This is a genomic window from Stackebrandtia albiflava (genome assembly GCF_007994225.1).
In the GTDB taxonomy this organism is placed as follows: domain Bacteria; phylum Actinomycetota; class Actinomycetes; order Mycobacteriales; family Micromonosporaceae; genus Stackebrandtia; species Stackebrandtia albiflava.
Genome location: NZ_VLLL01000006.1, coordinates 1,027,397 through 1,040,433 on the forward strand (window position 1 = coordinate 1,027,397; position 13,037 = coordinate 1,040,433).

General features: G+C 71.3%; 13 protein-coding genes. 10 read left to right on the plus strand and 3 right to left on the minus strand.

Annotation, left to right across the window (positions count from 1 at the left end; translation table 11 throughout):
• Positions 1 to 103: 103 nt before the first annotated feature.
• Positions 104 to 1,771, plus strand: coding sequence for an ATP-binding cassette domain-containing protein (locus tag LX16_RS27975; RefSeq protein ID WP_147139521.1), 1,668 nt, complete (start codon positions 104 to 106; stop codon positions 1,769 to 1,771).
• 53 nt (positions 1,772 to 1,824) lie between these two features.
• On the opposite strand, the gene LX16_RS15625 is transcribed toward LX16_RS27975, so the two are convergent.
• Together LX16_RS15625 and LX16_RS15630 are read right to left on the minus strand one after the other, a co-directional pair.
• Positions 1,825 to 2,907 carry a serine hydrolase domain-containing protein gene (locus tag LX16_RS15625; protein WP_147139524.1) on the minus strand — a complete coding sequence of 361 codons (1,083 nt, stop codon included), beginning with the start codon at positions 2,905 to 2,907 and terminating at the stop codon, positions 1,825 to 1,827.
• Entirely contained in the window at positions 2,904 to 3,434 is a 531-nt protein-coding gene (locus tag LX16_RS15630; RefSeq protein ID WP_147139526.1) for a PadR family transcriptional regulator, read from the minus strand. The genes LX16_RS15625 and LX16_RS15630 overlap by 4 nt, the downstream gene beginning before the upstream one ends.
• Before the next feature lie 131 nt (positions 3,435 to 3,565).
• Here LX16_RS15630 and LX16_RS15635 point away from each other — a divergent pair, with 131 nt between their 5' ends.
• The 3 genes from LX16_RS15635 to LX16_RS15645 all read left to right on the plus strand — a co-directional run bounded on the left by LX16_RS15635 (position 3,566) and on the right by LX16_RS15645 (position 6,916).
• Entirely contained in the window at positions 3,566 to 5,101 is a 1,536-nt protein-coding gene (locus LX16_RS15635; RefSeq protein WP_158645620.1) for a tetratricopeptide repeat protein, read from the plus strand.
• Between the two features lie 71 nt (positions 5,102 to 5,172).
• A complete protein-coding gene (locus LX16_RS15640; protein ID WP_147139530.1) occupies positions 5,173 to 6,231 on the plus strand; it encodes a glycerophosphodiester phosphodiesterase family protein in 1,059 nt (352 codons plus the stop codon).
• Positions 6,232 to 6,334: 103 nt separating this feature from the next.
• Positions 6,335 to 6,916, plus strand: a complete 582-nt coding sequence (locus tag LX16_RS15645) for a hypothetical protein (RefSeq protein WP_147139532.1) — start codon at positions 6,335 to 6,337, stop codon at positions 6,914 to 6,916.
• Between the two features lie 30 nt (positions 6,917 to 6,946).
• Here the strand turns inward: LX16_RS15645 and wrbA are convergent, their stop codons facing one another.
• Positions 6,947 to 7,576 carry an NAD(P)H:quinone oxidoreductase gene (gene wrbA, locus LX16_RS15650; protein WP_147139534.1) on the minus strand — a complete coding sequence of 210 codons (630 nt, stop codon included), beginning with the start codon at positions 7,574 to 7,576 and terminating at the stop codon, positions 6,947 to 6,949.
• Between the two features lie 369 nt (positions 7,577 to 7,945).
• On the opposite strand from wrbA, the gene thiE reads away from it, so the two are divergent.
• Genes thiE through thiC form a run of 6 tightly spaced genes read left to right on the plus strand, consistent with a single transcriptional unit; the run spans position 7,946 to position 12,990 of the window.
• Positions 7,946 to 8,593, plus strand: a complete 648-nt coding sequence (gene thiE, locus LX16_RS15655; protein ID WP_147139537.1) for a thiamine phosphate synthase — start codon at positions 7,946 to 7,948, stop codon at positions 8,591 to 8,593.
• On the plus strand, positions 8,580 to 9,626 hold the full coding sequence (thiO, locus tag LX16_RS15660) for a glycine oxidase ThiO (protein WP_211354523.1): 1,047 nt from the start codon (positions 8,580 to 8,582) through the stop codon (positions 9,624 to 9,626). The genes thiE and thiO overlap by 14 nt, the downstream gene beginning before the upstream one ends.
• A 44-nt stretch (positions 9,627 to 9,670) precedes the next feature.
• The gene (gene thiS, locus LX16_RS15665) at positions 9,671 to 9,865 is read left to right on the plus strand and encodes a sulfur carrier protein ThiS (RefSeq protein WP_147139539.1); all 195 of its coding nucleotides are present in this window, start codon (positions 9,671 to 9,673) and stop codon (positions 9,863 to 9,865) included.
• A 1-nt stretch (position 9,866) separates the two neighbouring features.
• Complete coding sequence (locus LX16_RS15670; RefSeq protein WP_147139541.1) at positions 9,867 to 10,646, plus strand: thiazole synthase; 780 nt, start codon at positions 9,867 to 9,869, stop codon at positions 10,644 to 10,646.
• Between the two features lie 11 nt (positions 10,647 to 10,657).
• Positions 10,658 to 11,455 (plus strand): bifunctional hydroxymethylpyrimidine kinase/phosphomethylpyrimidine kinase, encoded by a 798-nt coding sequence (gene thiD, locus LX16_RS15675; protein WP_147140808.1) that lies wholly within the window; start codon positions 10,658 to 10,660, stop codon positions 11,453 to 11,455.
• The gene (gene thiC, locus LX16_RS15680) at positions 11,452 to 12,990 is read left to right on the plus strand and encodes a phosphomethylpyrimidine synthase ThiC (protein WP_147139543.1); all 1,539 of its coding nucleotides are present in this window, start codon (positions 11,452 to 11,454) and stop codon (positions 12,988 to 12,990) included. Before thiD ends, thiC begins: the two co-directional genes overlap by 4 nt.
• Positions 12,991 to 13,037 lie beyond the last annotated feature (47 nt).

Below are 13,037 nucleotides of genomic sequence, written 5' to 3' on the forward strand. Positions count from 1 at the left end.
GAGGGGTCCGTGTGGAGGCGATGGTATCGAAGGGTGTCCAGGCCGTCACATCGCGAGGGAATGCGTTGGACGTGGCCGCACGTGACGGGCAGACTGCACAACCATGGGATATGTCGATGTGGCCGGGGTGTCGTACACGCTGCCCGACGGACGGGTGCTGTTCCACGACGTGTCGTTCCGGGTCGGCGACGGTGCCAAGGTGGCCTTGATCGGCGCGAACGGCACGGGCAAGACCACGTTGATGCGGATGGTCGCCGGTGACCTGAAACCGGACGAGGGCGCCGTCGCGCGCAGCGGTGGACTGGGGGTGATGCGGCAGCTGGTGGGTATGCGGGAGGCCGACCGGACGCTCGCCCAACTGGCGCTCGCCCTGGCGCCGCCGGAGATCCGGCGGCTCGGTGGCGTCCTCATCGCGGCCGAGGAGGCGGTGGATGCGGCCGAACGACGGGGCAAGTTCTCCAACGCGGCCCAGCAGGCGCAGTTGCGGTACGCCGACGCGCTCACCGCCTGGGGGGACGCGGGCGGTTACGAGTTCGAGGTCCTGTGCGACACGGTCTCGGTCCTGATCCTGGATTTGCCTTGGGACCGGACGCGGCACCGGCCGTTGGGCACGTTGTCAGGTGGTGAGCAGAAGCGGTTCGCCCTGGAACTGTTGTTGCGCGGCCCGGAGGAGGTGCTGCTGCTCGACGAGCCCGACAACTTCCTCGACGTGCCCGCCAAACGGGAACTCGAACGGCGCATCACCGAGTCGGACAAGAGCATCCTGTTCGTCTCGCACGACCGTGAGGTGTTGGCCAACACCGCCGACCGGATCGTGACCCTGGAGGCGGGTGACGTGTGGACCCACGGCGGCGGCTTCGCTACCTGGCACGAGGCCCGTAAGGCCCGGCACGAGCGCCTCGACGAGCTGCGCCGCCGCTGGGACGAGGAACACCAGAAGCTCAAGGAACTGGTGTCGATGTACCGGGCGAAGGCGGCGTACAACTCGGACATGGCGTCGCGGTTGCGGGCGGCCGAGACCCGGCTGGCGAAGTTCGAGGCCGCCGGGCCGCCTCCGTTGCCGCCGCGTGAGCAGAACATCAAGATGCGGTTGCGGGGCGGTCGCACCGGCAAGCGCGCGATCATGTGTGAGCAGTTGGAACTGGACGGCCTGACGTATCCGTTCGATCTGGAGGTCTGGTACGGCGACCGGGTCGCGGTGCTGGGCGCCAACGGCACGGGGAAGTCCCACTTCCTGCGGCTGCTGGCGCGTGGCGGTACCGAGGGCACCGGCCCGGTGGACGGTGTGGCGTTGCCTCCGGTGGCGCACGACGGGAGGGCGCGGTTGGGGGCGCGGGTGCGGCCCGGTCACTTCTCACAGACGCACGACCGTCCCGACCTGGTGGGGCGGACGTTGCGGCAGATCCTGTCGGAGGGCGACGACCACCGTGACGCCATGGAGCGGTCGGCGGCGATGAACGCGCTCAACCGGTACGAGCTGGCTTCGCAGTCGGAGCAGACCTTCGACACCCTGTCGGGTGGTCAGCAGGCCCGGTTCATGGTGCTGCTGCTGGAGCTGTCCGGCGCCACCTGCCTCTTGCTGGACGAGCCGACCGACAACCTCGACCTGGCCAGTGCCGAGGCGTTGGAACAGGGCCTGGCCGGTTTCGAGGGGACGGTGGTCGCGGTCACCCACGACCGGTGGTTCACCCGGGGTTTCGACCGGTTCGTGCTGTTCGGCGCGGACGGGGACGTCGCCGAGGTGCCCGAACCCGTCTGGGACGTCCGCTGAGCTGACGGTCGCCCCGCCTCGCGCAGGGGCGACCGTATGTCCGCTGTGGACGATCAGGTGTGTCCCCGTCCGCCGGCGTGACGGCCGAACCGGGCGACCAGGCGCGCGAGTACGACGTGCGGCAGGCTGCGGGGCCGCAACTGGTTGACGGTCCCGGACACGTACAGGTCGTACTCCGGAACGTGGTAGAGCACGTTGCCGAACGCACCGGAGTGGCCGATCATGGCGGGGATCGGCGAGAGCGGCGACTGCCAGCGGGGGAGTCGCAGTCGCATGACGCCGATCCCGTAGTCGATGGGCGTGAGGCGGGAGAACACCGGGTTCCAGTGCGCGGTCATCTCGGCCAGGTACTCCGCCGGGAACAGTCGTCCACCGATGAACGCCCGCAGGAACCGGAGTTGGTCGGCGGGGGTCGACACCACCGCGCCGTCCGGTGGGAACGACGCGATCGTCCTGGGTGTCCGTACCCGTTCGCGGCCGTTGAGGATCGGGGAGACCTCGTCGTAGCGGTCGAGGGTGTCGGGTGTGAACAGCCAGGTGTCGTGCAGGCCGAGGGGTGTGAGTACGTGTGCGTCGAGGGCGCGCGCGAAGGTGTCGCCGGTGACGACCTCGATGATTCGGCCGACGAGTTGGTAGTTGGTGTCGCAGTACTGTGCCCGGCCGGGTGCCGAGGGCGGGAAGCCGCTCGGCATGGCCCGTGCCATCCCGATGAGTTCCTCGAAGCTCCAGGCGGCGTCGGCGCGGAGCATGTCGTCGAGGAACGTGCCGCCGTCGGGGCGTCGTTGTTCGAAGTAGTCGGGGATGCCCGACGTCTGGGTGAGCAGTTCCCGGACGGTGATCACGGATCCGTGGTTCCGGCCGCCGTGGACGTTCAGGCCGCGCATGGTGTCGTGCCCCAGTATCGCGGCGGCGGGCGTGTCGAGGCTCAGCGCGCCCTGCCGGCGTAGCCGCATGACGATCGCGACGGTGTACAGCTTGGTGATGCTGGCGACGAAGAACGGCCGGTCGGGGTCGCCGTGGCTCCACTCGAATCCGGTGGAGGGTTGCGTGACGGCGAACCCGAACTCCGACACGTGGGGTTTCGCCGCGTAGCGGGCCGCGATCCGGTCGAGCCCGGCGGAGAGGGAACGGTTCACGGCGCCACCTCGTCGAGTCGTCGTCTCGTGGCGTCCAGCCAGGCGATCTCGGCTTCGGCCTGCGCGACGCCGAAGTCCAGTGTGGCCAGTCGGAGGGCCGGGCCGATGCCGGTGGTCTCCTCCGGGACGGTGACCGCCTTCAGGGTGGCCAGGTGTGCGCTCACCTCGCTTCTGCGGGTGTCGAGGAGTTCCCGGATCCGTTCGGGTGGCATCCGGTCGGCGAAGAACAGCCGGGCCAGGAAGGGTTCCCGTGCCGGTTGCGACGGCAACGGCGAGGTGAGCCAGCTGTCCAGTTCGGCCAGTCCGAGGTCGGTGGGGCTGTGCAGGTGCAGGTTGGGTCGTTCCTCCTGCACGACGGTGCGGCGGGTGGCGAGGCCGTCCTCCACCAGGGCGGCGAGCGTGCGGTAGATCTGCGACTGGTCGGCGCTCCAGAAGTGACCGACGCTCTCGTCGACGACCTTCTTCAGTTCGTAGCCGCTCATCGGCTGTATGGACAGGAGTCCGAGTATCGCGTGTCGTAGGGACATGCCATATATGCTAGCGCACATATGAGATAACGCCTGTATCGGCGCCTGCATCCATGCCGGTCCCCGTCCCGGACTTCCGGGGCCGCCGCACCCGACGGGTCGGAGGTGACGACGTGGGGCATCATTCCGGGATGGATTTCTCCGGTGCGACGTTCGCCGAACCGCCGATGGCCGTGGAGTTCGAAGCGGGATTGACCGCGTTGGGAGAGGGGGACCACCCCCGCGCGGCCACGTTGCTGAGGGCCGCCGCCGAAGCCGGGCATCCGGCGGCGGCGTTCCACTACGGTTCGCTGTGCCACGAGGCCGGCGAGACCGACGAGGGTGAGCAGTGGTGGCGGTTCGGTGCCGACCTGGGTGACCCCCAGGCGATGCACAACCTCGGGGTCGTCCACAGGCGACGCGGTGACGACGCCACCGCCGAGCAGTGGTTCCGGCGACTGGCCGACACCGGCGACACCACCGCGATGTGCCTGGTCGCCGAATGCCGCCTGGACGCCGGGGACCAGGCCGGCGCCGAGCACTGGTGGAGCCTGGCCGCCGAGGGCGGTGACGTCGACGCGGTGTTCAACCTCGGCGTCGGTCACCGGTCCCGTGGCGAGTCCGACACCGCCGAGCAGTGGTTCCGGGCCGCCGCCGAGGCCGGGCACTCCGGCGCCATGGAGAACATCGGCATGATCCACCACGACCGCGGTGAACGGGTCGCGGCGTCGCTGTGGTGGCGCCACGCCGCCGAGGCGGGCGGCCGGTCGGCGGCACGGCGGCTGGAGGAGCTGGAGGCCGAGCCGGTCGACTCCGACGGTCCCGGCCCGGTCGAATCCGGCGACGTGGCCAAGGCCGCCGGGCTGGAACGGGGGGCGCGCGCCGAGGAGCTGGGTGACCTCGCCGAGGCCGAGCGGGAGTACCGGTGGGTGGCCGACACGGGATACCCGCCCGGAATGCGGGCACTGGGCAACCTGCTGCGCGACCACGGCGACGAGACGGAGGCGCGGGAGTGGTTCCGGCTGGCGGCCGAGGCCGGTGACACCAAGGCGATGTTCAACCTCGGCGTGGCACTGCACGGCGACGGGGACACCGAGGCGGCGGAGGCGTGGTTCCGGCGGGCCGCCGAGGCCGGCGACACCGCCGCGATGTTCAACCTCGGGCACGTCCTGCTCAACGGCCACGACGACCGGCAGGCGGCGCTGGCGTGGTGGCGCAGAGCCGCGGAGGACCGTGATCCCCATGTACTGCACGGCATCGGGCTCCTCCTCCTGCACCAGGACCACATCACGGAGGCCGTGCTGTGGTTCCGGGAGGCGGCCTCACTCGGTTCGGCCGACTCGATGTACCACCTGGGGTTGCTGGCGACCGGCGACGACGATTCCGAGACCGCCGCGGCCTGGTACCTGCGGGCGTACGAGGCCGGACGGGGCGACGCGGCGAACAACCTGGCGGCCGTGCTGCACCGGGACGACGAGTTCGAGGCCGCCGAGGAGTGGTACGGCAAGGCGCTGGAACACGATCCGCACGACTCCCGTCCGATGCACAACCTCGGTGAGCTCTACCGTGGCCGGGGGCGGACGATCGAGGCGGCGATCTGGTGGCGGAAGGCCGCGGAACTGGGCAACACCGGTTCGGCGCGGGCGCTGGCCGCGTTGGAGAGGGACCGGGCAGCCGATTCCGGGTGACCGGAGTCACTGCGCGGCACGGGTTTCCGGAGCCCCGGCGATGACCGTACGCGCCATGGCAGGATGCGGCGATGACCGGAACCGGAAGTGAACCCGTCGCCGTGGCGGCGACCGAACCGCCCACCCCGGACGTCTCCACCGCGCCCGGCCGTCCGTGGTGGCGGCGCAAGAGGTACCGCTTCGGGATCGTTCTGGTGCTGGTGGCCGGGTACGTGTACGCGGTGAACTCCTCGTGGCTCGCCGGGGATCCGGGGGAGGGGCCGGGGGTGTTGGCCCACCGGGGCGTGGCGCAGACCTTCGACGTGGCCGGGGTCGGCGACGACACCTGTACGGCCGAGATCATCCACGAGCCCGCGCACGGGTACCTGGAGAACACCCTGCCGGGTATCCGCGCGGCCTTCGACGCCGGCGCCGAAGTCGTCGAGCTGGACGTCCACATCACCGCGGACGGTCAGTTCGCGGTGTTCCACGACTGGGAGGTCGACTGCCGCACCGAGGGCTCCGGCACCACGCGGGACTTCACCATGGCCGAGCTGAAGCGGCTCGACGTCGGACACGGGTACACGTTCGACGGAGGCGAGACCTTCCCGTTCCGGGGCAAGGGCGTCGGGATGATGCCGTCGCTGACCGAGGTGTTGGCGGAGTTCCCCGTCGAACGGCTGTTGATCCACGTCAAGAGCGACGATCCCGCCGAGGGGGAGGCGCTCGCCGAGTATCTGTCCACGGTGGATGAGAAGCGCGTGGAGAACCTCACCGTGTACGGCGGTGACCGGCCGATCGCGGCGCTGCGGGAACGGATGCCGGACCTGCGGGTGATGTCCAAGGAGATCATGACGGACTGCCTGCTGCGGTACGAGGTGATGGCGTGGACGGGGATGGTGCCGGATGCCTGTCACCACACGCAGTTGCACATCCCGGAGGGTTACGCGCCGTGGCTGTGGGGCTGGCCGGTGCGGTTCGCGGAGCGGATGGCGGAGGTGGACACCGTCGTGGTGCTGGTCGCGGGCGACGGTGGGTTCTCCGAGGGGTTCGACTCCGCCGACTCGCTCGACCGGATCCCCGACGGCTTCACCGGCCTGGTCTGGACCAACGACGTCACCGAGATCGCGCCCCTGCTGTCGGGGCGTTGACCACGCGGCGGTGGGGGCGATGTCGCCGGTTCCTGACGGTACGAGATCCGGCGAGGCGAACGGTCTTGTCGGATTTATCTGTATCGATCCGTAATGTAGGGGCATGTCGTTTCACTCCGCCTCACGTCCCCGCATGAGCCGGATCGAGACGGGGGTGTGGACGTGCCTCGTCGTCCTTGGCGCCGTCGGCGCGGTCGTCGGGCAGGACCTCCTGCGGACCGGCATGACCGCAGCCCTGTGCGACGCCGACGGCTGTGTCGCCCCCGCCGTGCAGGGGCTGTTCGGCTGGCTGTCGACCGGTGCCCCGATCGCGGTCTTCCTCACCGCCTACGTCCGGCTGGGCGCGCGTCCCTGGCTGATCCGGGCGATGATGGTCATGCTGCTGGTCATGGCGGTGTCACTCGCGGTCCCGTTGAGCGGCGACCCCGCCACCCGCGCCGAATCCGGTTTGCACGGCTTCGGGATCGGGGTGATGGTGTCGTTGGTGTTCCTGACGGTGGGCGGGTTCGCGGGCCGGGTCACCGCCGAGACGATGGCGCGGCGGGAGAAGCCACCCGAGACCGAGGTGCCCCGGGCCGACCGGGGTCGCCGGGGCAGGTTCAACGCCCCGCTGTACCACGTGATCGCCGCCGCGCAGGTGCCCGCCGGGTTGGTGGCCGTCGTGGCGGCGGCCACCTGGAGCTGAGACGGCCTCCGGGACCGGCGGGCGCCGGGATCAGCCCTGTTGCAGCCCGCCCCGTAGCAACGCCTGCGCCACGTTGACCGTCCGCCTGGCCTGGAAGCGCATCGACGCGAGCTGGTCGTCGCCCGGAAGCGGCTGGCCCGGCGTGCCCCCGACGTGGCTCGCGCCGTACGGGTTGCCGTGGGCGAACTGCACCTGGTCGGCGTAACCGGGTGGAACGATGATGCATCCCCAGTGGTAGAAGGTGTTGTTGATCGCCAGGATGGTCGACTCCTGGCCGCCGTGGCTGGTGGCGGAGGTGGTGAACGACGACGCCACCTTGTTGACGAGCTTGCCCGACTCCCACAACGGACCCGACTGGTCGATGAACTGCTTCAACTGCGAGGTCGGCAGGCCGTAGCGGGTGGGCGAGCCGAGTAGCAGGACGTCGGCCCACTCCAGGTCGTCCATCGACGCCTCGGGGACGTCCTGGGTCTCCGCGCGGTGCCGCTTCCAGTCCTCATTGGATTCGATGGCCGAATCCGGGGCCAGTTCCCGGACCTTCCTGAGCCGGACCTGCGCCCCGTCGATCCCGGATGCCTCGTCGGCCGCCGCCTGGGCCAACGCGTGCACCGTTCCGGTCGACGAGTAGTAGATGACCGCCACGTTCACCGGTGTGGGCATGCTCATACTCCTCAGTAGTCTCTCGTCGTATCCGCCCGCCCGGCGCGCGGACCCCGCCGGGCGGCGCCACCGGCGCGCGGCCCCGATTCCCCGGGCCGCCACCGATCCCGTCCCCACCGACGGCGCGCCGGAGCGGCGGACGGCTGGCTGCGATCCTACGCACTGTTACCCGGAATGATCGGTTTTCCACCGATCTGTGGAGCCTTGCCCAACGCCGCGCCGTCGCGTACGGTGGTCACCGAACCACCCACCCGCGGGAGTCCGGTGCACCGGGCTGAGAGGGGAGCTAGGTAGCTCCCGACCGTCGGAGTCCGCCACGGGCGGACTCCCCACCTGATCCGGATCATGCCGGCGCAGGGAGAAGGAGCCATGGTCACGATCCACCCGGATTCCGTCCGATGGGGACGGTTGCACGTAGTCACCGACTGCCGGCCCGGCCGGGACCCGATCCCGGTCGCCCACGCCGCGCTCGCCGCCGGAGCCCCGGTCGTCCAGTTGCGAGGCGGAGCGCACCACACCGACCGGGAACTGTTCGACCTCGCGATGAGACTCGTCGCGCTGTGCCGCGAGCACGCGGCGACCTGCCTGGTCAACGACCGGCTCGACATCGCCCTCGCCGCCGGCGCGCACGGCGGCCACCTCGGCGCCGACGACCTCCCGGTCTCCGCCGCGCGGCGACTCCTGCCACCCGGGGCGTTGCTCGGCGCCACCTGCCGTGACCCGCAGTCGGCCCGGGCGCAGCAGCGCGCCGGGGCGGCGTACCTCGGCGTCGGACCGGCTTACGGCACCACCACCAAGTCCGGCCTACCGGACCCGCTCGGCCCCGACGGGGTCGGGCGCGTGGCGGAGTCGGTCGGCATACCGGTGATCGCCATCGGAGGCGTCACCGCCGACACCGTCCCCGACCTCCTGGCCGCCGGCGCCTACGGCGTCGCGGTCGTCGGCGCGGTCTCCGGCGCCGCCGATCCGTTCGCCGCGACCCGCCGTCTCCTGGAGGTGCTGGATGCGCACTCCTGACGTGGCCGTCGTCGGGGGCGGGATCATCGGGTCCTCCATCGCGTGGCGACTCGCCCAGGGCGGCGCCGCCGTGACCGTCTACGACGTCCCCGCCCCCGGCCGGCCCTCCACGGTGGCCGCCGGCCTGCTCGCACCCGCGACCGAGGCCGAGTACGGCGCGACCGCGCTGTCACGCCTGTCCCACGACTCGGCCGCCCTCTGGCCCGGGTTCGCCGACGAGCTGGGCGGCGACGTCGGATACCGACGCTGCGGCACGCTGACGGTCGGTGTGGACGCTGCGGACGTCGCCGAACTCGACCGCGCCCACGCCTACCGGCGGCAGTGCGGTTGGCCCGGTACCCGGCTCGACACGCGGGGATGCCTGGCGCTGGAACCCGCGCTCAGCCACCGGGTCCAGGGCGGGGTGTTCGCACCCGACGACCACCAGGTCGACCCGCGGCGGGTGATGGCGGCACTCGGTGAGGCGACCGCCGCGGCGGGCGTCGTCCGCCGGGAGGAACGGGTCACCGACCCGGCGGGGCTGCCCGCCGGGCGCGTGGTCGTCGCCGCCGGCACCTGGTCGGGGCGCCTGACCGGTCTTCCGGTCCGGCCGATCCAGGGCCAGGTCATCCGACTGCGCGGCACCGGGAATCCGCCGGTGGCGATCCGCGCGCTCAACCGCGGCAGGGCCGTGTACGTGGTGTCCCGGGCCGACGGCGAGGTGGTCGTCGGAGCCTCCAGCCGGGAGACCGGTTTCACGCCGGTCGCGGCCGCCGCCGACACCGCGACGCTGCTGCGCGACGCCGTCGAGGTGCTGCCCGAACTCGGGGAGTACCACGTCGCGGAGGTGAACGTGGGACTGCGTCCGGGCACGCCCGACAACGCCCCGTTGTTGGGCGCTCTCGACGACCGCCTGGTCGCCGCCACCGGCCACTACCGCAACGGCGTCCTGTTGGCGCCCGTCACCGCCGCGCTCATCAGCCGGCTCATCCTCACCGGACGGACCCCCGAAGACGTGGCGCCGTTCGACCCCGCGCGGTTCGGCGCGCGCTGAACCGCGCCCGCTCCCCCAATCCACACAGGATGGAAGTAGTCACCATGCGCGTAGAACTCAACGGCGTGCCCACCGACGTGGACACCGAGACCGTCGCCGGCCTGGTGGGCGGCCTGACGTCGGCGGAACGCGGCGTCGCGGTCGCCGTCAACGGCGAGGTCGTGCCCCGATCGCAGTGGCACCGTGCACTGTGCACCGGCGACCGGGTCGAGGTGCTGACCGCGAGCCAGGGAGGCTGACGTGACCGACCCGACCGACACACTCGTCATCGCGGGCCGGGAACTCGGCTCACGTCTCATCCTCGGAACCGGCGGCGCCACCGGCCATACGGTGCTGCGAGACGCCGTCACCGCCTCCGGCACCGACCTCGTCACCGTCGCCATGCGGCGACTCGACCCCGAGACACCCGGTTCCATCCTGGACGTCCTCGCCGACTGCGGTGTCTCGGTGCTGCCGAACACCGCCGGCTGTTTCACCGCCCGGCAGGCCGTCCGGACCGCGCACCTGGCCGCCGAGGCGTGCGACACCCGGTGGATCAAGCTGGAGGTCGTCGGAGACGAGGACACCCTGCTGCCCGACGCGGTGGAACTCCTCGCCGCCACCACCGACCTCGTCCGCGACGGCTTCGTCGTCCTGGCATACACGAGCGACGATCCGGTACTGGCGATGCGGCTCGCCGACGCCGGGGCCGCCGCCGTCATGCCGCTCGCCGCGCCGATCGGTTCGGGACTGGGAATCCGCAACCCGCACAACCTCGCGCTGATCCGCGAGAAGGTGTCCGTTCCGGTGATCTGCGACGCCGGGATCGGCACCGCCTCCGACGCGGCGGTCGCCATGGAACTGGGCCTGGACGCGGTACTGCTGGCCACGGCCGTCACTCGGGCCGCCGACCCGCCGCTGATGGCGGCGGCCATGCGGGACGCCGTCCGGGCCGGGCGGGCGGCGTACCGCGCGGGCAGGATCCCCCGGCGCCGTTACGCGGAGGCGTCCACGCCGTTCACCGGGCTGGCGGCGCTGTGACCACGACCCACATGCCGGTCGCGCTCACCATCGCGGGCTCCGACTCCGGCGGCGGTGCCGGCATCCAGGCCGACCTGCTGACCTTCGCCGCCCACCGGGTGCACGGGACCACGGTCGTGACCGCGTTGACCGCCCAGAACACCGTGGGTGTCAGCGCGTCCCTGACGGTCCCGCCCGACTTCATCACTGCGCAGCTCGACGCCGTCACCGCGGACTTCCCCGTCGCCGCCGCCAAGACCGGCATGCTGGGCGGCCCGGAGCAGTTGGCGGCGGTCGCCGCCGGCGCACCGGCGAACCTGGTGGTGGACCCGGTGCTGGTCGCCACCTCGGGGGCGCGCCTCTACACCGGCGACCCACGCGACTACCTGCGGCTCCTCGGGCCGGTCACCACGGTGTTCACCCCCAACCTCCCCGAGGCCGAACTGCTGCTGGGCAGACCGCTGTCGACCCGGGCCGACCGCGAGGAGGCGGTGCGGGAACTCGCCCGCCACGGGCCGCGCGTCGTGGTCCTCAAGGGCGGCCACGACTCCGGCGACGAGGCCGTGGACGTCTGCTGGCTCGAGGGCCGGGTCACCGACCTGCGGGCGCGGCGGATCACCACCGGGAACACGCACGGGACCGGCTGCACCTTCTCGGCGGCCGTGACCGCCCGGCTCGCCCACGGTGACCACGTCGGCGCCGCCCTGGCCGCCGCCAAGCGGTACGTGACGGCGGGCCTGCGCGCGGCGGCGACACGCCGACTGGGCGCCGGAGCCGGGCCACTCGACCACGTCGGCGCAATCCACGATCCTGAAAGGACAGTGCAATGAGGCGGAAAGTGTACGTGACGGGCTCGCGGCCGGACATCCGGGTGCCGTTCCAGGAGGTCGGACTCGGCGGCGGCGAACCGCCGGTCCGGCTGTACGACACCTCCGGCCCCGAGGGGGACGACCCACCGCCCCGGATACGGGCCGGATGGATCGCGGAACGGGGTCCCGGTGACCGGGTGAGCCAGCTCCACCACGCCCGGCGCGGCGTGGTCACCCCCGAAATGGAGTTCGCCGCGATCCGCGAGGGGACGGACCCGGAACTGGTGCGCGCCGAGATCGCCGCCGGCCGCGCCATCCTGCCCGCCAACGTCAACCACCCCGAGAGCGAACCAATGGTCATCGGGAACCGCTTCCTCGTCAAGATCAACGCCAACATCGGTACCAGCGCCGTCAGCGACTCCACCGCCGCCGAGGTCGAGAAGCTGCGCTGGGCCACCCGATGGGGAGCCGACACCGTCATGGACCTCTCCACGGGCCGCAACATCCACGAGACCCGCGAACACGTCATCCGCAACTCGGCGGTGCCGATCGGCACCGTCCCGCTGTACCAGGCACTGGAGGAGGTCGGCGGCGAACCCGCCCGGCTCGACTGGGAGGTGTACCGCGACACCGTGATCGCGCAGGCCGAACAGGGCGTCGACTACATGACGGTGCACGCCGGCGTCCGCCTGGCGCACGTGCCGCTGGCCGCCGAACGGGTCACCGGCATCGTGTCGCGCGGCGGCTCCATCATGGCCGCCTGGTGCCTTGCCCACCACGAGGAGAACTTCCTCCACACCCACTTCCGCGAGCTGTGCGAGATCTTCGCCCGCTACGACGTCGCTTTCTCCCTCGGCGACGGGCTGCGGCCGGGCAGCATCGCCGACGCCAACGACGCCGCCCAGTTCGCCGAACTAGACACCCTGGGGGAGTTGACCCGCATCGCGTGGGAGTACGACGTCCAGGTCATGGTGGAGGGACCGGGACACGTGCCCATGCACAAGATCAAGGAGAACGTCGACCGGCAGCAGGAGGTCTGCGGGCAGGCGCCGTTCTACACCCTGGGACCCTTGACCACCGACGTGGCACCCGCGTACGACCACATCACCTCCGCCATCGGCGCGGCCGTGATCGGTGCGTTCGGTACCGCGATGCTCTGCTACGTGACGCCGAAGGAACACCTCGGACTACCCGACCGAGACGACGTCAAGGAGGGCGTCATCGCGTACAAGATCGCCGCGCACGCCGCCGACCTCGCCAAGGGCCACCCCGGCGCGCAGGCCCGCGACGACGCGCTGTCGAAGGCACGCTTCGAGTTCCGCTGGGAGGACCAGTTCGCGCTCTCGCTGGATCCGGACCGGGCACGGTCCTACCACGACGCGACCCTGCCCGCCGCACCCGCCAAGACCGCGCACTTCTGTTCCATGTGCGGGCCGAAGTTCTGCTCCATGCGGATCTCCCACGACCTGAAGGGCTACGCCGAACAGGGGATGCGCCGGAAGTCCCGCGAGTTCACCGAGGGCGGCGGCCGGGTGTACCTGCCCGTCGTGGAGTGACGGCACCGTTCATGGACGGTTCATGGACCCGTTGTGTGTCCGTTGTG